Here is a 21,294-nt window from a genome sequence, read left to right on the forward strand (position 1 = left end):
CGGAATCCCCCGGTGCAACGAGGACTTCACGTTCTACTGAGAAAAACTGGGGACGGACCCCTGTTTCCAGGAAACGTCCAGCGCCGCGAAATCGGAAACATGCCCAGCCGGTGTCTTGCAGGCGCTTTCAGTGCCGGTATTTCTCCTAAACAGGGGTACGTCCCCAGTTTGTTTGCCTGGCAATAGGGGGCGAAAAAAAGCCGGCTCGCTGGAAGCCGGCTCGTGGGGCAGTGCGGAGGATTACTTCTTCAGCAGCGGCACCAGGTATTTACCGGTCACGCTTTCCGGGTTCTTCGCCACATCTTCCGGCGTGCCGGTGGCGATGATGCGCCCGCCACCCGCGCCGCCTTCGGGACCCAGGTCGACGAGCCAGTCGGCGGTCTTGATCACGTCCAGGTTGTGCTCGATGATGACGAGCGTATTGCCCTGGTCGCGCAGTCGGTGGATCACCTTCAGCAGCAGGTCGATGTCGTGGAAGTGCAGGCCTGTCGTCGGTTCATCGAGGATGTACAGCGTGCGGCCCGTGTCGCGCTTGGACAGTTCCAGCGACAGCTTCACGCGCTGCGCCTCGCCACCGGACAGCGTGGTGGCGCTCTGCCCCAGCTTGATGTAGCCGAGACCTACGTCGAGCAGCGTGTGCAGCTTGCGGGCGATCGTCGGCACGGGCTTGAAGAACTCGTGCGCATCTTCCACCGTCATGTCCAGCACTTCGGTGATGCTCTTGCCCTTGTAATGCACTTCCAGCGTTTCGCGGTTGTAGCGCTTGCCATGGCACACGTCGCATGGCACGTACACGTCCGGCAGGAAGTGCATTTCGACTTTCAGCACGCCGTCGCCCTGGCATGCTTCGCAGCGGCCGCCCTTCACGTTGAACGAGAAACGGCCCGCGGTGTAGCCGCGTTCCTTTGCCGTGGGCACCGTGGAGAACAGGTCGCGGATCGGCGTGAACACGCCCGTGTAGGTTGCCGGATTCGAACGCGGCGTGCGGCCGATCGGCGCCTGGTCGACAGAGATGACCTTGTCGAAATGTTCCAGGCCGCTGATCGATTCGTGCTCCGCCGGCTCGCTCTGCGAACCATACAGGTGGCGCGACAGGGCAGGGTACAGCGTGTCGTTGACCAGCGTCGATTTGCCCGAACCGGAAACACCCGTCACGCAGGTCAGCAGGCCCACCGGCACGGACAGGGTCTGGTTCTTCAGGTTGTTGCCCTTGGCGCCCGTGATCACCAGCTGGCGGTTCGGGTCTGCCGGATGGCGTTTCGCCGGCACGGCGATTTTCTTCGTCCCGTTCAGATACTGCGCCGTCAGCGATTCCTTGTTCTTCAGGATATCCTTCAGCGAGCCGGCCGCGATCACGTCGCCGCCATGCACGCCGGCGCCCTTGCCCATGTCGACGATGTAGTCGGCGGTGCGGATCGCATCCTCGTCGTGCTCCACCACCAGCACGCTGTTGCCGATGTCGCGCAGGTGCTTCAGCGTGTCGATCAGGCGGTCGTTGTCGCGCTGGTGCAGGCCGATCGACGGCTCGTCGAGCACGTACATCACGCCCGTCAGGCCGGAACCGATCTGCGACGCCAGGCGGATGCGCTGGGCTTCACCGCCGGACAGCGTGTCGGCGGAACGGTCCAGCGACAGGTAATCGAGGCCCACGTTGTTCAGGAACGAGAGGCGCGACACGATTTCTTTGACGATGCGGTCGGCGATATCGCGCTTGGCACCCTTCAGCTTCAGCTGTTCGAAGAACGACAGCGTGTCGCGCAGCGGCTTCTCGGCGATCTCGTAGATCGCCTTTTCCTGCTTGCCGGTGCCCACTTTCACGTGGCGCGCTTCCACGCGCAGGCGCGCACCTTCGCACGTGGGGCACTTCTTCTCGTTGATGAACTTGGCCAGCTCTTCCTTGACGGCCATCGAATCCGTTTCGCGGTAGCGGCGCGCCAGGTTGTTCACCACGCCTTCGAACGTGTGCTCCTTGACCACGGCGCGGCCACGTTCGTTGACATAGGAGAAGGCGATCTCGGTCTTGCCCGAGCCGTGCAGCACGGCATTCTGCGCGGTGGCGTTCAGTTTCTCGAACGGCGCATCGAGGTCGAAACCATAATGGTTCGCCAGGCTTTGCAGCATCGAGAAATAGAATTGATTGCGGCGGTCCCAGCCCTTCACGGCACCCGAGGCCAGCGACAGGTTCGGGAAGGCCACGATGCGTTTCGGATCGAAGAACTCGATGTGGCCCAGGCCATCGCACTCGGGGCAGGCCCCCATCGGGTTATTGAACGAGAACAGGCGCGGCTCTAGTTCCTGCAGCGAATAGCCGCAGCTGGTGCAGGCGAACTTGTTCGAATACACATGCTCGGTGCCCGCATCCATGTCATAGGCGACCGCGCGGCCATCGGCCAGGCGCAGCGCCGTCTCGAAGCTTTCGGCCAGGCGCTGCTTGATGTCCGGATTCACCTTGATGCGGTCGATGACGACGTCGATCGTGTGCTTTTCCGTTTTCTTCAGCTTCGGCAGGTCGTCCACTTCGTAGATCTTCGCCTCGTGCGTGCCGCTCTGCACGCGGAAGCGCACGAAACCCTGGGCCTGCATCTGCCCGAACAGGTCCACGTGTTCGCCCTTGCGGTTCGCCACCACGGGCGCCATGATCATCAGCTTGGTACCTTCCGGCATGGCCAGTACGGCATCGACCATCTGCGACACCGATTGCGCCGACAGCGCATGGTCCGGGTGGTTGATGCAATACGGCGTGCCAACGCGGGCATACAGCAGGCGCAGGTAATCGTGGATTTCCGTCACCGTGCCAACCGTCGAGCGCGGGTTGTGCGACGTGGCCTTCTGCTCGATCGAGATGGCCGGCGACAGGCCCTCGATCATGTCCACGTCCGGCTTTTCCATCAGCTGCAGGAACTGGCGCGCATACGCCGACAGCGATTCGACGTAGCGGCGCTGGCCTTCGGCGTACAGCGTGTCGAACGCCAGCGACGACTTGCCGGAACCGGACAGCCCGGTGATCACGATCAGCTTGTTGCGGGGCAGGTCGAGGTTGATGTTCTTCAGGTTATGGGTACGCGCGCCGCGAATGCGGATTTCTTCCATGTATGTATGTGCCTTGAGTAAGCGAGGAAACGACAGGAGACGGCCCACCTGGAACGATTGCCCGCTGATGACTGACAATAAAAATGTGCAATAAAATGCGGCGTCCGGAGACCAAACCTAGCCACTATGCTGGCGTTCGATTCGATTTCAAGGTCTGCGGACGATTTTGATACGGATCAGACAGGAACAAACCCTGGTCAGTGAATACTGTATATAATACCAGTATTCAAATTCCGCTGCGCACGTCACGCGGAAAGCCTCAGGAATTGGCATCAAAAATTCGTCAATCGCGTGGTATGTCGTCCACAGGCGCTGTCTTATAATGTTCGTTTGGTAAAAATTCACGCAGGAGTACTACATGGCATCTGTCAACAAAGTCATCATCGTCGGCAACCTGGGCCGCGATCCGGAGATCCGCTACATGCCGAGCGGCGATGCCATCGCCAACATTGCCGTCGCCACGTCGTTCAAGTCGAAGGACCGCAACACGGGCGAGCAAAAGGAAATCACCGAGTGGCACCGCATCTCGTTCTTCGGCCGCCTGGCGGAAATCGTGGGCCAGTACCTGAAGAAGGGTTCGTCGGTCTACGTCGAAGGCCGCCTGCAAACCCGCAAGTACACGGACAAGGATGGCGTTGAAAAATACGCGACCGACATCATCGCGCAGGAAATGCAGATGCTCGGCGGCCGCCAGGGCATGGGTGGCGATGCGATGGGTGGCGATGACATGGGCGGCGGCTACGATGCTCCGCCAAGCCGCCCGGCACCGCGCCCGCAGGCTGCCGCGCCGGCACCGCGCCCGGCACCGAAGCCGGCGCCGAACTTCTCGGACATGGATGACGATATTCCATTCTGATCGTACCGGGAGTCTTGTACTGATCGCAGCCCGCTGTTCGAAAGAACAGCGGGCTTTTTGTTATCGACATGGATCTTTCAGCATCTTCTGATGACGACCAACGCATCTTCTTCCTCGCCGCTCGATGTCCTGCACGCCGCGGGCATCATCACCGCCGAGCATCACAGGCAAGCCCTGGCCCATCCCACTTTTGGCGAATTCTCGCGAAACCCGAGCCTGACCGACCACCTGCTGTGGATGCGAATCGACAACATCATCGATGAAGACGTGCTGGAACAAGCCGAAGCGCACGTGGCAGCCACCTTCACGGGCGATGAGCGGGCGCGCTACCTGGCGGCGATCGAGGGAGCGCTCGGCCTGGTGCTGGAAATCGATGAACTGCACAAGGTCTGCCTTCGCCAGCTGCTGAAGGCGGATTGGATTACCCGGGATGAGTGCGACCGTGCGCTGGCGGCGATCGGGCTCGGGGAATCCAGTGTGACAGGGCCAGGTGGAATGCTCGCATGGATGGCTGGTCAAGGCATCATCGGCCCGGACCGCCTGACAGCGATCCGGGCCGCGGGCAATCCCGCCGGCGATCTGAAGAAGGCTCGCATGCTGGACAACCTGGAATGGGTCCTGGGTCAACCTGCGCGGCAGCGGCGCAAGTGGATCTTCAGGATCGTTGGGCTGCTCGCGGCGGGCCTGGTGGCATGGGCAATGTTTCGGCCGGCACCGATACCCGACTGCTCTACTGGTGGTACCAGGCACACCATCGAGCAGGAGAGGGCCATTCGCTGTGCAGGCCGCCATTCGCCGTAAGTCAACCATCGGCCACAGGCCGCATCGTGCTGATGCCAGCCATTTCCTGACAGTCTCCGAACCACCGTCGTTCGCTGGGCCCCCATTCAGCTGCTGTGCCATAGCCGCATTTTCGACTGTGCACAGAGCGTATTCCTCAAGCGTCCATGCCAGCCTGCTGGGCTCAGTCTTGTTGTCATTATTGACAACAATGTTTATTTCGGTGCAACTCCCTGAAATTTTTTACTTTCCCCTTGAAACCCGCGCCATTACTGGCTTTCAGCACATCCGTGCTGTTCTGGAATATTGCCAAAACATCGAGTTGCCGGCACAACACAGAGGCATCGAAAACAGTTCCCCACGGCAAAAACTCAGATATACTGGCGGTCAAGTTGCCTCACGGCACCATTTTGTTGGCTGCTTAGTATCGATTTCGCGAGCCGAAAAAGTTTACTTAAGCAGCGTGCCCGACTAGTCGCCTTGCCTGTAGGAAAGGGCGACTTGGCCGTCAAGAACAGATGACATGCGGTTCAGGTTGCAAAAAATTCGCTGGCACAACGTCTGAATTTTTCTCGGGGTCTGTCGAAGTTTCCCTAAGTAAACCAGTTTTGTTGTCGTTAAGCATGATATCAGTCCGCACAAAAAGCGGAAAACAGAGAAATACGGCGTCTTGCCAGGGTAGAGAGTTGGAGCCAGGCTCCAGTGTTCCGTCAGTGTGGGCAGTGCCCCTAGGAGAAATAAATGAGTATCGTCACCAGTATGACAACCGCGCAGATCGCTGGTCTGACCACTGCGCAAATCGCAGCGTTGGCCACGGCAGATATTGCCGGACTCAACTCAGATCAGTTCCAGGCGCTGACCACCACGCAGATCGGGGCCTTCACGACCGCGCAGGTGCCGGCATTCACGACGGCCCAGGTGGCGAGCTACATCACGACCAACCAGGTCGTTGCGCTGACGTCGACCCAGGCTGGCGCGCTGACGACGAACCAGGCCGCCAATCTGTCCACCAGCGCGATCGCCGCCCTGGAAACGGCGGATCTCGCCGCCCTGCGCACTTCCAGCATCGCCGCGCTGCGCACCCAGCAGGTCGCCGCGCTGACGACGAACCAGGTCGGCGCGCTCGGCACGCAGCAGGTAGCCGCACTCTCCACGAACAACCTCGCCAACGCGCTGACGACCAACCAGGTCGTGGCGCTGAAGTCGGATCAGCTCGGCGCATTCACGACCGCGCAATTCGGTGCACTGTCCACCAACAGCGTGGCAGCGATCGAAACGGCCGACCTCGGCGGCCTGAAGACGAACGTGATCGCGTCGCTGAAGTCCACGCAAGTCGGCGCCCTGACCACGAACCAGATCGCTGCCCTGGGCACGACCCAGGTAGTCGCGCTGAGCACTGCCGGCCTGCAAGGCCTGACGACGAACCAGATCGTTGCGCTGACGAGCAACCAGGCATCCGTGCTGAGCTCCAGCCAGGTCGGTACCCTGTCCACCACCTCGATCGCCGCCATTGAAACGGCCGACATGGCCGCACTGAAGACGGCCACTGTCGCCGGCCTGAAATCGGCGCAGGTGGCTGCGCTGACGACCAACCAGGTCGTGGCGCTGTCGACCGCGCAAGCCAATGCGCTGAGCTCCGCACAGATTGCCGGCCTGACGACCAATGGCGTCGCCGCCATGGAAACGGCCGACATGGCCGCGTTGAAGACGTCCACCATCGCCGGCCTGTCGACCACGCAAGTCGCCGCAATGACCACCAACCAGGTCGGCAACCTGGCCACGACGCAGATCGCCGCGCTGACCACCAACCAGATGGCCAATGGCCTGACCACGAACCAGGTGGTGGCACTGACGTCGAACCAGCTGGGCGCGCTGTCCACCAACCAGTTCAATGCCCTGTCGACCAACAGCATCGCCGCCATCGAAACGGCTGACATCGGCGGCCTGAAGACCAGTACCATCGCTGCACTGAAATCCACGCAGGTTGGCGCATTGACGACCAACCAGGTCGGTGCCCTGGGCACGAACCAGGTAGCCGTGCTGAGCACCGCCGCCCTGCAAGGCCTGACCACGAACCAGGTCGTCGCCCTGTCGAGCAACCAGGCATCCGTGCTGACCTCGGCACAAGTGTCGAGCCTGTCGACCGCTTCGCTTGCCGCAATGGAAACGGCCGACCTGGCCGCACTGAAGACGTCGAGCATCGCTGGCCTGAAGTCGGCACAGCTGGCCGCCCTGACCACCAACCAGGTCGTGGCACTGTCGACCGCGCAAGCCAACGCGCTGAGCTCGGCCCAGATCGCCGGCCTGTCCACCAGTGGCGTTGCCGCCATGGAAACGGCTGACCTGGCTGCGCTGAAGACCTCGACCATCGCCGGCCTGAGCACCACGCAAGTGGCCGCACTGACCACCAACCAGGCCAGCAGCATTGCCACCACCCAGATCGCGGCACTGACCACGAACCAGATCGCCAACGGCCTGACCACGAACCAGATCGTGGCCCTGTCGTCGAACCAGCTGGGCGCGCTGTCGACCGCGCAATTCGGCGCACTGTCGACCACCTCCGTTGCCGCCATCGAAACGGCCGATATCGTCGGCCTGAAGACGAACGTCATCGCAGCGCTGAAGTCGACCCAGGTCGGCGCGCTGACCACGAACCAGATCGTGGCGCTGACCACCACCCAGGCCAATGCGCTGACCACCGTGCAGATCGCCGGCCTGTCCACCAGCGGCATCGCCGTCATGGAAACGGCTGACCTGGCTGCACTGAAGACGTCGAGCATCGCCGGCCTGAGCACCATGCAAATGGCCGCGCTGACGACGAACCAGGTCGGCAACCTGGCCACCGCGCAGATCGCCGCGCTGTCGACGAACAACCTGGCCAACGGCATCACCACGAACCAGATCGTGGCCATGTCGTCGAACCAGCTCGGTGCCCTGTCCACCACGCAGTTCGGCGCACTGTCGAGCAATGCCATCGCCGCCATCGAAACGGCCGATATCGTTGGCCTGAAGACCAACGTGATCGCTTCGCTGAAGTCGACCCAGGTTGGCGCACTGACGACGAACCAGATCGGTGCCCTGGGCACGAACCAGGTCGTCGCCCTGAGCACCGCCGCACTGCAAGGCCTGACCACGAGCCAGGTCGTCGCCCTGTCGAGCAACCAGGCATCCGTGCTGAGCTCGGCACAAGTGTCGAGCCTGTCGACCGCCGCCGTTGCAGCGATCGAAACGGCCGACCTGGCCGCGCTGAAGACGGCAACGATCGGCGGCCTGAAGTCGGCGCAGCTGGCGGCGCTGACCACCAACCAGGTCGTCGCCCTGACCACCGCGCAAGCCAACGCCCTGAACTCGGCCCAGATCGCCGGCCTGTCCACCAGCGGCATCGCCGCCATGGAAACGGCTGACCTGGCTGCACTGAAGACGTCGAGCATCGCCGGCCTGAGCACCATGCAGATGGCCGCGCTGACGACGAACCAGGTCGGCAACATGGCGACCGCGCAGATCGCCGCGCTGACGACGAACAACCTGGCCAACGGCATCACCACGAACCAGATCGTGGCCCTGTCGTCGAACCAGCTGGGCGCGCTGTCTACCGCGCAGTTCGGTGCACTGTCGACCAGCGGTGTCGCCGCCATCGAAACGGCGGACATCGTCGGCCTGAAAACCAACGTGATCGCTTCGCTGAAGTCGACCCAGGTTGGCGCATTGACCACGAACCAGATCGGCGCACTGGGCACGAACCAGGTCGGCGCGCTGACCACGGCAGCCCTGCAAGGCCTGACCACGAGCCAAGTCGTCGCCCTGTCGAGCAACCAGGCATCCGTGCTGAGCTCGGCACAAGTGTCGAGCCTGTCGACCGCCGCTGTCGCAGCGATCGAAACGGCTGACCTGGCCGCCCTGAAGACGGCAACGATCGGCGGCCTGAAGTCGGCACAGCTGGCCGCGCTGACTACCAACCAGGTTGTCGCCCTGACCACCGCGCAAGCCAACGCCCTGAACTCGGCCCAGATCGCCGGCCTGTCCACCAGCGGCATCGCCGCCATGGAAACGGCTGACCTGGCCGCCCTGAAGACGTCGAGCATCGCCGGCCTGAGCACCATGCAGATGGCGGCGCTGACGACGAACCAGGTCGGTAACATGGCCACTGCGCAGATCGCCGCGCTGACGACGAGCAACCTGGCCTACGGCATCACCACGAACCAGATCGTGGCCCTGTCGTCGAACCAGCTGGGCGCGCTGTCCACCGTGCAGTTCGGTGCACTGTCGACCAGCGGTGTCGCCGCCATTGAAACGGCCGACATCGTTGGCCTGAAGACCAGCGTCATCGCGTCGCTGAAGTCCTCGCAAGTCGGCGCACTGACGACGAACCAGGTCGGCGCCCTCGGCACGAACCAGGTCGGCGCGCTGACCACGGCGGGCCTGCAAGGCCTGACCACGAGCCAGGTCGCCGCCCTGTCGAGCAACCAGGCGTCCGTGCTGAGCTCGGCACAAGTGTCGAGCCTGTCGACCGAAGCGGTCGCTGCCATCGAAACGGCTGACCTGGCCGCACTGAAGACGGCAACGATCGCCGGCCTGAAGTCCTCCCAACTGGCCGCCCTGACGACGAACCAGGTCGTGGCGCTGTCGACCGCGCAAGCCAATGCCCTGAGCTCGGTCCAGATCGCCGGCTTGTCCACCAACGGCATCGCCGCCATGGAAACGGCTGACCTGGCCGCACTGAAGACGTCGAGCATCGCCGGCCTGAGCACCATGCAGATGGCTGCGCTGACGACGAACCAGGTCGGTAACATGGCGACCGCGCAGATCGCCGCGCTGACGACGAACAACCTGGCCAACGGCATCACCACGAACCAGATCGTGGCCCTGTCGTCGAACCAGCTGGGCGCACTGTCCACCGCGCAATTCGGTGCACTGTCGACCAATGCCGTCGCCGCCATCGAAACGGCCGATATCGTCGGCCTGAAGACCAACGTGATCGCTTCGCTGAAGTCGACCCAGGTTGGCGCACTGACGACGAACCAGATCGGCGCCCTGGGCACGAACCAGGTCGGCGCGCTGACCACGGCGGCCCTGCAAGGCCTGACCACGAGCCAGGTCGTCGCCCTGTCGAGCAACCAGGCATCCGTGCTGAGCTCGGCACAAGTGTCGAGCCTGGCGACCGCCTCGCTTGCCGCGATGGAAACGGCCGACCTGGCCGCGCTGAAGACGGCAACGATTGGCGGCCTGAAGTCGGCACAGCTGGCCGCGCTGACCACCAACCAGGTCGTCGCCCTGACCACTGCGCAAGCCAATGCGCTGAGCTCGGCCCAGATCGCCGGCCTGTCCACCAGCGGCATCGCCGCCATGGAAACGGCTGACCTGGCCGCACTGAAGACGTCGAGCATCGCCGGCCTGAGCACCATGCAAATGGCTGCGCTGACGACGAACCAGGTCGGCAACATGGCGACCACGCAGATCGCCGCGTTGACGACGAACAACCTGGCCAACGGCATCACCACGAACCAGATCGTGGCCCTGTCGTCGAACCAGCTGGGCGCACTGTCCACCGCGCAGTTCGGTGCACTGTCGACCAGCGGTGTCGCCGCCATCGAAACGGCCGATATCGTCGGCCTGAAAACCAGCGTGATCGCTTCGCTGAAGTCGACCCAGGTTGGCGCACTGACGACGAACCAGATCGGTGCCCTGGGCACGAACCAGGTAGCCGCCCTGAGCACTGCCGCGCTGCAAGGCCTGACCACGAGCCAGGTTGTCGCCCTGTCGAGCAACCAGGCATCCGTGCTGACTTCGGCACAAGTGTCGAGCCTGGCGACCGCCTCGCTTGCCGCAATGGAAACGGCCGACCTGGCCGCGCTGAAGACGTCGAGCATCGCTGGCCTGAAGTCGGCACAGCTGGCCGCGTTGACCACCAACCAGGTCGTCGCGCTGACCACCACGCAAGCCAACGCGCTGAGCTCGGCCCAGATCGCCGGCCTGTCCACCAGCGGCATCGCCGCCATGGAAACGGCTGACCTGACCGCATTGAAGACGTCGAGCATCGCCGGCCTGAGCACCATGCAGATGGCTGCGCTGACGACGAACCAGATCGGCAACATGGCGACCACGCAGATCGCCGCGCTGACGACGAACAACCTGGCCAACGGCATCACCACGAACCAGATCGTGGCCCTGTCGTCGAACCAGCTGGGCGCACTGTCCACCGCGCAGTTCGGTGCACTGTCGACCAGCGGTGTCGCAGCGATCGAAACGGCCGACATCGGCGGCCTGAAGACCAGTGTCATCGCGGCATTGAAGACGACGCATGTCGCCGCGCTGACGACCGGCCAGCTCGCTGCGCTGGGCACGGGGCAGATCGCCGCCCTGAGCACGGCCAACGTGGCAAACGGCCTGACGACCGCCCAGGTGGCATCGCTGACGACCACCCAGGCCAACGCGCTGACCTCGGCGCAGGTTGGAGCGTTGACGACCAGCCAGATCGTTGCACTGACCACCAACGGCATCGTGGCGTTGAAGACCTCGACGATCTCTGCCCTGAAGAGCGAGCAGGTGGCGGCGCTGTCGACGGCGCAGCTGACGTCGATCGAAACGTCCGACCTGGCCGCGCTGAAGACCGGCGCGATCAAGGGCCTGACCACCACGCAGGTGGCGGCACTGACGACGAACCAGGTCAAGGCACTGACCAGCGCGCAGATCTGCGCCTTGACCTCGACGCAGGTGCAGGCACTGACTTCCTCGCAGATCGGTGCGATGGGCAACCCGGGCTTCTACAGCCCGGTGATCCTGGACCTGAACGGCAACGGCATCGAAACGCTGTCCCAGTCCGCAGGCGTGCAGTTCGACCTGCTGGGCAACGGCGAGACGCTGGACACCGGCTGGGTGGGTGGCGGCGATGGCCTGCTGGTCCTGGACCGTAACGGCGATGGCGCCATCAACGACGGCTCCGAGCTGTTCGGCGAAGGCACCACGCTGTCCAACGGCCAGAAGGCCAGCGACGGCTACCAGGCGATGGCCGAACTGGATACGGATGGCGACGGTGCCCTGACGGCCGGCGACTCCGCGTTCAGCAAGCTGAAGGTGTGGGTGGATGGCAATGCCGACGGTGTCAGCGATGCGGGCGAACTGAAATCGCTGGCCGAGCTGAACATCACGAAGCTGAGCCTGGAGACGCAGGCCACCGCGACGATCAACAACGGCAACATCGTTGGCCTGACGTCGAGCTACGAGACGGCCGATGGCCAGACGCACGCAGCGGCCGACGTGTGGTTTGCGGCAAGCAAGTCCACGACCGGCAACACCAGCCTGTCGGCGGCCATCGCTTCCTACGGCAGCACGTCGCCGGTCCCGGCCAGCGGCGCGACGAAGCTGGACGTGTCGGCGGCAACCAACCTGTCGGCCAGCGTGGCCAGCATGGCGGCATCGCTGAAATCGTTCGATGACGCCACGAAGCTGCGCACCGGCGCCGAATCGATGGCCTCGACCGACGACACGCTGCGCCTGAAGGCCCTGCAGGGCGCCAGCGCACACGGCTTCCTGGCCAGCCCGAACAAGTAATCGGGCACCTCCGACGGCCGGCGATCCCGGCCGAAGTGAGCGAAACGGCAAGACATGCGTCTTGCCGTTTTTTTTTATTGTTCTCCATCCCGACTTTCACCCCGCTGTTCGAGGTTTTGAGTGGCGCCTGAACCGCCATGCCTGGGGTAGAATCCTTTGGCGAAAACATTGCGTCAAAGCACAATGCCCGAAAAATTTGCCCATACCGCCATCCAGTGCCTGACCGCCGTCGCTCAACACCACGGGCTGCAGATCAACCCCGAGCGTTTGATCGACGAGTATGCGCTGGGCGCGGAGGAGCCGAATGACGGGGCGTTGCTGCGCATTGCCGGCGACATCGGCCTGAAAGCAAAGGCGGACAAGCTCACGTGGCAGCGCCTGCTGCACCAGCAGGGCGTGTATCCGCTGCTGGCGCGCCTCGATGAAGGCAATATGGTCATCATCGTCGGCAGCGAAGGCGAAGGTGCAGATGGCAAGGTGGCCGTGCTGAACCCGGCCGCCAACAATGGCCAGGTCGTGCTGGTGGGGCATGACGATTTCATGCGCCACTGGTCGGGCCAGGTGCTGTTCGTCAAGCGCCAGCACAAGATGACGGACCCGGCGCAGCCGTTCGGCCTGAAGTGGTTCATACCCGAACTGCTGAAGCAGAAGACGGCATTCCGCGACATCCTGATCGCCGCCATCGTGATGCAGGTGCTTGCATTGGCGTCGCCGATCTTCTTCCAGCTCGTGATCGACAAGGTGCTGACGCACCAGAGCTATAGCACGCTGTGGGTGCTGACTGCCGGCATCGTGCTGGCCCTCGTGTTCGACGCGCTGTTCGGCTACCTGCGCCAGGTGCTGATCCTGGCGGCCACCAACAAGATCGACATGCGGCTCACGCGCCGCGTGTTCTCGCACCTGCTGTCGCTGCCGATCGATTATTTCGAGACCACCACGGCCGGCATCATCACGCAGCACATGCAGCAGCTGGAAAAGATCCGCAACTTCCTTACCGGCCGGCTGTTCTTCACCGGTCTGGACCTGCTGTCGCTGCTGGTCTTCCTGCCGATCCTGTTCTCTTATTCGTTCAAGCTGACGATGGTCGTGCTGCTGTTCGCGGCGCTGATCGCCGGGGTGGTGATGGCGATGATCCCCACGTTCCAGCGCCGGCTCAAGGCGCTCTACACGGCCGAAGGCATGCGCCAGGCAATGCTGGTGGAGACCATCCACGGCATGCGCACCGTGAAGGCGCTGGCGATCGAACCTTCGCAGCGCCGCGACTGGGACCAGCGCTCGGCCGAGGCGATCACGATGCATTTCCGGGTGGGCCAGATCTCCATCACCGGTAACGCCGTCACGGATTTCCTGGGCAAGCTGCTGCCGGTGGTGCTGATCGTGCTGGGCGCGCAGGGCGTGTTCGACGGCACGCTGACGATCGGCGCGCTGATCGCGTTCCAGATGCTGTCGCAGCGTGTGACCTCGCCACTCATCTCGATCGTGGGCCTGGTCAACGAATACCAGGAAACGGCGCTATCCGTGAAAATGATGGGCGAGGTGATGAACCGCGCGCCGGAAGGCCGCGCGGGCGCGGGCGGCCTGCGCCCCATCCTGGAGGGAGAAATCAAGTTCGAGGATGTCACGTTCCGCTACCCGGGCAGCCAGACCAATGCGCTCGACCGCACCAGCTTCACGATCACGCCCGGCACCGTGGTCGGCATCGTCGGTCGCAGCGGCTCGGGCAAGACCACGCTGACAAAAGTGATCCAGGGCCTGTATGCGGTGCAGGAAGGGATCGTGCGCTTCGACGGCTTCGATGCGCGCGAGATCGAACTGGCGCACCTGCGCCGCCAGATCGGCGTGGTCCTGCAGGAGAACTTCCTGTTCCGCGGCACGATCCGCGAAAACCTGCTGATCACCAAGCCCGACGCCACGTTCGAGGAAATCAACGAAGCGGCCGCCGCCGCTGGCGCCGACGAATTCATCGAGCGCATGCCGATGGGCTATGACACGATGCTGGAAGAGAACGCCTCGAATCTCTCCGGCGGCCAGAAGCAGCGGCTGTCGATCGCCCGTTCGCTGCTGGCCAAGCCGCGCATCCTGATCCTCGACGAAGCCGCTTCCGCGCTCGACCCTGAAAGCGAGGCGATCTTCATCCGCAACCTGTCGAAGATCGCCGTCGGCCGCACGGTCGTGATGATCTCGCACCGCCTGTCCACCCTCGTCAACGCGGATGCGATCCTCGTCATGCAGCGGGGCCGCCTGGTCGACGCCGGCCGCCACGAAGAACTGCTCACGCGCAGCGATACCTACCAGCACCTATGGAACCAGCAAACAAGCCACCTGTGATGGGCGAACGCCGCTCGGCCGCCCGCCGCATGGGCGAGGAGACCGAGGTCGAGTTCCTGCCCGACGCGGACGCGATCGAACGCATGCCGCTGCCGCGCTACATCCGGCTGACGCTGCACCTGCTTGTACTGGCCCTCCTGCTATTCATCCTGTGGGCCAGCTTCTCGAAGATGGAAACGGTCGTCACCGCCCATGGCCGGCTCGTGAATCCCACGGCGAACATCGTCGTGCAGCCGCTGGAAACTTCGATCATCCAGCGTGTCCACGTGCGCGCGGGCCAGGTGGTGAAGCAGGGCGATGTACTCGCCGAGCTGGACCCCACGTTCACGCAGGCCGACGAACAGCAGCTGCGCAATCGCCTGTCCAGCCTGGATACGCAGGTGGCGAGCCTGCAGGCCGAGCTGGCCGGTACGCGCCCGCCGTCCGGTGCCGGCGGCGGTGCCGACAACGCGCTGCAGGCGCAGCTGTCCGGCGAACGCCAGGCCAATCTCGATGCGCAGAAACGCCGGCTGGAAGAAAACGTGCAGCGCCTGCGCGCCACCATCGAAACCAACCGGCGCGACCAGACCGTGCTTGCCGAGCGCCTGAAGTCGCTGCAGCAGATCGAGTCGATGCAGGAGCAACTGGTCGCGGAAAACTTCGGCGCCAAGATGCAGTTGCTGGAAGCACGCGACCGTCGCCTCGAAGTGGAGCGCAGCCTGATCAACGGCCGCAGCCGCGACCTGGAACTGGCCAAGGAACTGGCCGCCGCCGAAGCCGAGCGTGCCGCGCTGAACCGCGGCTGGCGGCAAAAGACACTGGAAGACCTGCTGAACGTGACGCGCGAGCGCGACAGCATCAACGAGCAACTGGCCAAGGCCGACAAGCGGCGCCAGATGGTGCGCGTGGCGGCGCCGGTCGACGCGGTGGTGCTGGAAATGGGCAAGCTCTCGCAAGGCTCGATCGTGCGCGAGGCGGAAGCGATGTTCACACTGGTACCGCTGGGCGCGGAGCTGGAAGCGGAAGTGGAAATCGATTCGGCCGACATCGGCTACATCAAGGCGAATGCGCCCGTGCACCTGAAGCTCGATGCGTTCCCGTTCCAGAAGCACGGCGCCCTGGACGGCAAGCTGCGCACCGTCAGCTCCGATTCGTTCAAGCGCGAGCAGGTAACGCCGGGGCAGGGCACGGATGCGTACTACCTGGCGCGCGTCGACTACGGCAATGCCGGCCTGCGCCGGATGGAGGCAGGCACGCGCCTGCTGCCGGGGATGACGGTGACGGCGGAAATCGTTACCGGCGAGCGCACGATCATGTCTTATCTGCTGTGGCCGCTGACGAAGGCAATGGACGAATCGATCCGCGAGCCGTGAAACCGGCGGCCGGTACCGGGACCGATGACAGGCACCTGTTCATTTGCAACGGATGGTGCTGGCAAACCCATATCTGTGACCGGTTCTGCAAGCGATATTGTGGTCCGGGTCGCAATGAGAAGCGTCATGCGATGGCGCGGTATCCGCTGAGCAGTGACTGGTTGCTCCATAAATAATCCCATTCGCCAAAGCGGCCGCAGGTTGCGATGCCGGCGCCCGCGGCCCAGTCGCGCACGGTGGCGCGGTGCGCTTCCATGCCCCGTTCGAAGATCACGTTGCCGTACGGGAGACGGCGGTGGTCGAGCACGACGATGTCGCCAGGCTGCGCGATGCCCATCTTGCCCAGTGCGTACACCGTGTTGTCCTTCAGCTTTTCCGCATCATGTGCGGTACCGGTGCCGTAGTTGTAGATCTCGAACTGCAGCGAGCTGCAGCCGGGTGGCGCATTGTCGGGCGATTTCACGGAGGGCGAGTAGGCGCGGGCGGCGAGGATGTCTTCGTCGTAGATGTAGAACCACAGGTCCTTCACGATCGGCTTGTCGAAGCCCACCGAGACAAGGTCGATCGACGTGGCGTGCAGCCGCGTGCCGGCTTCGCGCACTTCGCCGGGCGCATCCGCCACCAGTTGCACGAGCACGGGCAGCGGCAGCGTGCTGACCAGCGTGCCATACGCCACCTGCCGGCCGTTCGCGAAATGTACCGTGCGGGAGGTGGTATCGATCGAGGTCACCCTGTGGCCTGTGCGGATGTCGGACTGCGCGATCAGCGGTTCGATGAAGGCCTTGTAGCCGCCTTCGCGCGGGTAGCGCATCTCCTTCGTGTAGTACGTGTTCGGCGTGTCGCCGGTCAGCGCGCCGAACAGGATTTCGTCCAGCTCGGCGCGGCGCATCCGGTTGCCAACCCATTCGGTCGACAGGTGGGAGGCCGGCACGGCCCAGTACTTGACGGTGTAGCGCAACGGATAACGTTCGGCGATCGCGTCGCCATACTGGTGCCGCAGCCAGCTGTCGTAATCGTCGCCGGCCAGCACGTTCGGGCGCGCCAGGAACGACTTGATCAGCGCCACCCGCTCTTCGGGCGGCAGCGGGAACAGGTTGTTCTGCACCGGGTGCTTCAGCCAGTAACCGTTGTCCCAGCAGTAGGAGTCGGCCGGGTGCGTCAGGTAGGGCGTACTGTCGAAGATCGCCCGCACTTCGGGCTCGCTGGCGAACGACAGGTGCACCGCATGGTCGAAGCGGAACCCATCCACGGTGAAGTTGTCCAGCAGGCCGCCGGCGCTGTCGCGCGCCTCGAAGATCACGGCCTGCCGGCCCAGCTCACGGGCCTTCAGGGCCGCGCCCAGGCCGGCGATGCCGCCACCGAGGATGACGATGTCGATGTATTCCATGCTCATTTTCCCGCCGATTCTCCATTGACATGAACGGCGAGTCCCGTCGCCAGGTAGGTGGCGAGACTGTCGCGCCAGTCCGGCATGGGCGGCCAGCCCAGCGTGTCGAATTTCCAGTTCGCCGCCATTTCGTTGTCCGAGACACGTGCCTTGCGGTTGAACGCGGCGGCGCTGGTGGGCTGCACGTCCAGCGGCAGACCGGCGAGGCGCACGATCTCGCTCACGTATTCATGGCGCGAAGCGGTACCGTTATTGACACAGTTGAACGTGCCCGCCAGGCCGGAGGCGGCCAGGTCGAGCATCCGCGCCGCCACGTCGTCGCTCCAGCATGGTATGCCGCGCTGCTGCGTGTTCGAGCCCATGGCCGTGCCGGCGGCCAGCGCGGCACGCGCTTCGTCGATACGGCGCGCCACGAAATTCTTGGGATTCGCAGGCGGTCCCCCGAACAGCCAGCCCGTGCGCACCACGAGGTTGCGCGGGCTGGCGGTAAGCACGCGTTCCTCCGCCAACGCCTTGCTGCGGTGGTGGTGGGTGGTTGGCTGCACGGCATCGTACTCGCAGTAAGGCTCGCTGCCGTGCGCACCATAGACGCCGGTGCTCGAAACGAACAGCATCCTGGCGTTCGCACGCACGGCGCCCGTGGCGATCAGTTCCGTCAACAGCAGGTTGTCGCGGTAGCATGCCGGTGGGTCGGCCTCGCATGCCTCGACATTGGTATTGGCGGCAGCGTGGATGACGAGATCGCATTCGCCGTCGAGCAGGGCGTCCAGCAATGCCGGCAGCTCGGGCAGCGGCGGGCGGGGCATCGGCCGGCATGTCCATCCGCGCGCGGTGGCGGCGGCATTGATGGCGGAGCCCAGCAAACCGCCGGCACCGGTGAGCAGGATCTTCATGGGAGCGGAAAGGTGGACAGGTCCACGTTGCGGGCCTCGGCCGGATCGTGTGCGATGCTGGCCAGGTTGCACACCAGGTTGGTGCCCGCGCCGGTGCCGGTAAACGCCATCCACCAGCCTGGCGGCACCGTCAGGCGCGCATAGTTGCCTTCGCCCAGCGTGTGGCTGGCGGTGCGGCCGGTGCCCGCATCGTGAAGGTGGAACGTGACTTCACCGGCGACCACGACCAGGTTCATCACCATCCGCGTGTGCTGCTTCCATCCCTTCGTCACACCATGGAGCACGGTCGTGAAATAGGCTTCGCCGAAGCCCGCATAACCTTCATCCGTGGCCTTCAGCGCATGGTAGACGTCGCCCTTCGGATGGGCGATGCGTGCCAGCGGTGTCAGCGTGCAGGGCGTCAGCGGGTCCATGCCAGTCCGCGTGCCGCCGCCTGTTCCTCGTACTCGCCGATCTGTGCCATCGTGAGCGCATGCATGTCGGCCTGTTCGCGGTAATAGCGGTAGTACCATTCGCTGACGAGGCGCACACAGTTCGCATAGTCCAGGTTCGCTTCCCAGCGCAGGTGGAACAGTGCCTTGTCGCAGTTCAGCTTCAGCAGGCCCGCTTCATGGAACGGGATGTTCCCGGTCACCTCGTAGGCCTGGTCGGGGCTGGCGAAGTGCCAGTGGCGCGACAGGTCGCCCAGCAGCTCGAGCACGGTGCGGCTCTGCTCCGCACGCGGGCCGAAGTTGAACGCCTCGCCGGACAAGGCGGGATTGCGGGACAGGGCCGCGCCCAGCGTCAGGTAGCCGGACAGCGGCTCGAGCACGTGCTGCCAGGGCCGCGTGGCCTGCGGGCTGCGGATCTCGACCTTCTTTCCCTCCGACCAGTTGCGCATGCAGTCCACCACGATGCGATCCTTCGCCCAGTCGCCACCGCCGATGACGTTGCCGGCGCGCCCGCTGGCCAGGCGCACCTTGCAGTCCGGCGCACGGAAGAACGACCAGTAATACGCATGGATGATGACCTCGGCCGCGCCCTTCGAGCCGCTGTACACGTCGCGGCCGCCGATGTGGTCCGTTTCGCGGTAGCCCCACAGCCATTCGACGTTTTCATAGCACTTGTCGGACGTGATCATCACCGCCACGCATTCGTGGTCCAGCAGGCGCAGCGCCTCGAGCACGTTGGTGGTGCCGATCACGTTCGTCGTGATCGTGTCCACCGGCTCGGCGTACGAGACGGAGACGATCGGCTGCGCCGCCAGGTGGAACACGAAGTCGGGCTGGAACGACGCGATCGCATTCTTGACGGTGTCGAGATCGCGCACGTCGCCGAAATGGTGCTCGATGCGGCCTTCGAGACCGGTCTCCTCGAAGATCGAAGGTTGCGTGGGAATGCAGTCGGACAAGCCTGCCACGCGCGCGCCCAGTCTGAGCAGCCACATCGCCAGCCACGTACCCTTGAACCCCGTATGGCCGGTGACCAGCACCTTCTTGCCGCGGTAGATATCGCCGAACATCGTCACTCCCAGGTTTTCCATGGCGCACGGCCGCTTTTCCACAAATCCTCCAGATGCATCTTGTCGCGCAGTGTATCCATCGGCTGCCAGAAATCGTGGTGGAAAAATGCCTGCATCTGCCCGTCAAGCGCCAGCCGTTCCATGGGCTGCTTTTCCCACGTGGTGGCGTCGCCCTCGACATAGTCGATCGCCTGAGGCGACAGCACGAAGAAGCCGCCATTGATCCAGGCGCCGTCGCCTTGCGGTTTTTCCTGGACGCTGGTGATGCGCTCGCCTTCCAGGTTCAGCGCGCCGAAGCGTCCGGGTGGCTGGATCGCCGTCAGCGTGGCCAGCTTGCCATGCGCGCGGTGGAAGGCGATCAGGTCGGTGATGTTGACGTTCGATACGCCGTCGCCATACGTGAAACAGAAAGCTTCCTCATCCTTGACGTATTCGCGCACGCGCTTCAGGCGCCCGCCGGTCAGCGTTTCGTCGCCGGTGTCGACCAGCGTGACTTTCCATGGCTCGGCGCTGCGCGTATGCACTTCCATGCGGTTGTTCTGCATGTCGAACGTCACGTCGGACGTGTGCAGGAAATAGTTGGCGAAGTACTCCTTGATGACGTAGCCCTTGTAGCCGCAGCAGATCACGAAGTCGTTGACGCCGTGCGCGGAATACCCCTTCAGGATGTGCCACAGGATCGGCTTGCCGCCGATTTCCACCATTGGCTTGGGTTTCAGCGAGGTTTCTTCGCTGATGCGGGTGCCGAGGCCACCCGCGAGGATCACAGCTTTCATGGTTCTTTCCTTAAAGGCGGCCAGTTTCAGTCAGCACGGTCAGTGGGCGCGCGATCACCCGCTCCGGGCCATATGCCAGCACCTTGCGTGTCAGCAGCAGCGAATGCAGCCGTTCACAGCACAGGCCCATGCTGCGTTCGTCATAGCCTTCGCGGCGGATGTAATGGTTGTGCGAGAAGCGTGCAACCACCTTCTCGATGTCGCCCAGGATGTCGACAAACCAGTCGACCGGGATCACCCCCACGTTGCCGGCCGTGATGAACGAATTCCCGCTCAGGAACTGGGCCGCTTCGTCGTTGGTGACCACGCCGCTGTCGATCGCATCGCCGAAGAACATCAGCAGGTCGCGGCCGACCGCGTTGGCGGCATACTGCTGCAGCACCGTGCCGGCGAAGCCGACCGGGACCGAGATGATCGGGGTGGCGCCGTCGGCATAGAAGGCTTCCGGCGCCAGTTGCCGCAGCTGGTCGGGGTGCGCATGGAAATTGAATCCGCGTGCCTCGCCGATTTCCACCGTCAGCGCGTAGCGGCGGTAATGGCAGATGCCGACGAATCCGGTGGCGTGCGCCTCCTCCAGCACACGGCGAATCATGAACAGCGCCGCATACTCTCCCAGCTGATTGTTCTTGAAGGCGAACTGGGGGCAATGGACGCTCATGCCGATGCCGTGTTCCGGCACGTAGCCGCCGGTACCGACGACGGTCATGAACGGCGGCAGCGGCCAGCCGGGATCCTTGTGGCTGATGCAATAGAACGGTGGGGCGGTGGTCATGGTGACTTCCT

Annotated in this window: 12 protein-coding genes; 5 read left to right on the forward strand and 7 right to left on the reverse strand. The window is 63.8% G+C overall.

Annotation, left to right across the window (positions count from 1 at the left end; all coding sequences use genetic code 11):
* Positions 1-240: 240 nt before the first annotated feature.
* Positions 241-3,090, reverse strand: a complete 2,850-nt coding sequence (uvrA, locus tag EWM63_RS14250; RefSeq protein ID WP_130187130.1) for an excinuclease ABC subunit UvrA — start codon at positions 3,088-3,090, stop codon at positions 241-243.
* 358 nt (positions 3,091-3,448) lie between these two features.
* Between uvrA and ssb the strand changes: the two genes are divergently transcribed.
* The 5 genes from ssb to EWM63_RS14275 all read left to right on the forward strand — a co-directional run bounded on the left by ssb (position 3,449) and on the right by EWM63_RS14275 (position 15,954).
* Positions 3,449-3,946, forward strand: coding sequence for a single-stranded DNA-binding protein (gene ssb / locus EWM63_RS14255; RefSeq protein WP_130187131.1), 498 nt, complete (start codon positions 3,449-3,451; stop codon positions 3,944-3,946).
* 90 nt (positions 3,947-4,036) lie between these two features.
* Entirely contained in the window at positions 4,037-4,747 is a 711-nt protein-coding gene (locus tag EWM63_RS14260) for a hypothetical protein (protein ID WP_130187132.1), read from the forward strand.
* Positions 4,748-5,467: 720 nt separating this feature from the next.
* Positions 5,468-12,274: a beta strand repeat-containing protein gene (locus EWM63_RS32055; RefSeq protein WP_207221286.1), complete on the forward strand. Its 6,807-nt coding sequence runs from the start codon at positions 5,468-5,470 to the stop codon at positions 12,272-12,274.
* Between the two features lie 183 nt (positions 12,275-12,457).
* On the forward strand, positions 12,458-14,602 hold the full coding sequence (locus EWM63_RS14270) for a peptidase domain-containing ABC transporter (RefSeq protein WP_130187133.1): 2,145 nt from the start codon (positions 12,458-12,460) through the stop codon (positions 14,600-14,602).
* Positions 14,575-15,954 carry an HlyD family type I secretion periplasmic adaptor subunit gene (locus EWM63_RS14275; protein WP_130187134.1) on the forward strand — a complete coding sequence of 460 codons (1,380 nt, stop codon included), beginning with the start codon at positions 14,575-14,577 and terminating at the stop codon, positions 15,952-15,954. Before EWM63_RS14270 ends, EWM63_RS14275 begins: the two co-directional genes overlap by 28 nt.
* A 124-nt stretch (positions 15,955-16,078) precedes the next feature.
* Here EWM63_RS14275 and EWM63_RS14280 read toward each other — a convergent pair whose 3' ends face one another.
* Genes EWM63_RS14280 through EWM63_RS14305 form a run of 6 tightly spaced genes read right to left on the reverse strand, consistent with a single transcriptional unit; the run spans position 16,079 to position 21,283 of the window.
* A complete protein-coding gene (locus EWM63_RS14280; RefSeq protein ID WP_207221287.1) occupies positions 16,079-17,341 on the reverse strand; it encodes a protoporphyrinogen/coproporphyrinogen oxidase in 1,263 nt (420 codons plus the stop codon).
* Positions 17,342-17,343: 2 nt separating this feature from the next.
* A complete protein-coding gene (locus EWM63_RS14285; protein WP_130187136.1) occupies positions 17,344-18,234 on the reverse strand; it encodes an SDR family oxidoreductase in 891 nt (296 codons plus the stop codon).
* Positions 18,231-18,647 carry a cupin domain-containing protein gene (locus tag EWM63_RS14290; protein WP_130187137.1) on the reverse strand — a complete coding sequence of 139 codons (417 nt, stop codon included), beginning with the start codon at positions 18,645-18,647 and terminating at the stop codon, positions 18,231-18,233. Before EWM63_RS14290 ends, EWM63_RS14285 begins: the two co-directional genes overlap by 4 nt.
* Complete coding sequence (gene rfbG, locus EWM63_RS14295; RefSeq protein WP_229487893.1) at positions 18,635-19,756, reverse strand: CDP-glucose 4,6-dehydratase; 1,122 nt, start codon at positions 19,754-19,756, stop codon at positions 18,635-18,637. Before rfbG ends, EWM63_RS14290 begins: the two co-directional genes overlap by 13 nt.
* Entirely contained in the window at positions 19,738-20,511 is a 774-nt protein-coding gene (gene rfbF, locus EWM63_RS14300) for a glucose-1-phosphate cytidylyltransferase (protein WP_130187138.1), read from the reverse strand. Before rfbF ends, rfbG begins: the two co-directional genes overlap by 19 nt.
* A 10-nt stretch (positions 20,512-20,521) precedes the next feature.
* On the reverse strand, positions 20,522-21,283 hold the full coding sequence (locus tag EWM63_RS14305; protein WP_130187139.1) for a hypothetical protein: 762 nt from the start codon (positions 21,281-21,283) through the stop codon (positions 20,522-20,524).
* Between the last annotated feature and the right edge of the window lie 11 nt (positions 21,284-21,294).

Origin of the sequence: Pseudoduganella lutea (assembly GCF_004209755.1) — a bacterium.
GTDB classification, from domain to species: Bacteria; Pseudomonadota; Gammaproteobacteria; order Burkholderiales; family Burkholderiaceae_D; genus Rugamonas; species Rugamonas lutea.

Coding starts and splice junctions, on each gene's coding strand:
- EWM63_RS14270 (WP_130187133.1), top strand. CDS start 12,458: ATGCCCGAAAAATTTGCCCATACCGCCATCCAGTGCCTGACCGCCGTC.
- EWM63_RS32055 (WP_207221286.1), top strand. CDS start 5,468: ATGAGTATCGTCACCAGTATGACAACCGCGCAGATCGCTGGTCTGACC.
- EWM63_RS14290 (WP_130187137.1), bottom strand. CDS start 18,647: ATGGACCCGCTGACGCCCTGCACGCTGACACCGCTGGCACGCATCGCC.
- rfbG (WP_229487893.1), bottom strand. CDS start 19,756: ATGGAAAACCTGGGAGTGACGATGTTCGGCGATATCTACCGCGGCAAG.
- EWM63_RS14260 (WP_130187132.1), top strand. CDS start 4,037: ATGACGACCAACGCATCTTCTTCCTCGCCGCTCGATGTCCTGCACGCC.
- EWM63_RS14280 (WP_207221287.1), bottom strand. CDS start 17,341: ATGGAATACATCGACATCGTCATCCTCGGTGGCGGCATCGCCGGCCTG.
- ssb (WP_130187131.1), top strand. CDS start 3,449: ATGGCATCTGTCAACAAAGTCATCATCGTCGGCAACCTGGGCCGCGAT.
- EWM63_RS14305 (WP_130187139.1), bottom strand. CDS start 21,283: ATGACCACCGCCCCACCGTTCTATTGCATCAGCCACAAGGATCCCGGC.
- uvrA (WP_130187130.1), bottom strand. CDS start 3,090: ATGGAAGAAATCCGCATTCGCGGCGCGCGTACCCATAACCTGAAGAAC.
- rfbF (WP_130187138.1), bottom strand. CDS start 20,511: ATGAAAGCTGTGATCCTCGCGGGTGGCCTCGGCACCCGCATCAGCGAA.
- EWM63_RS14285 (WP_130187136.1), bottom strand. CDS start 18,234: ATGAAGATCCTGCTCACCGGTGCCGGCGGTTTGCTGGGCTCCGCCATC.
- EWM63_RS14275 (WP_130187134.1), top strand. CDS start 14,575: ATGGAACCAGCAAACAAGCCACCTGTGATGGGCGAACGCCGCTCGGCC.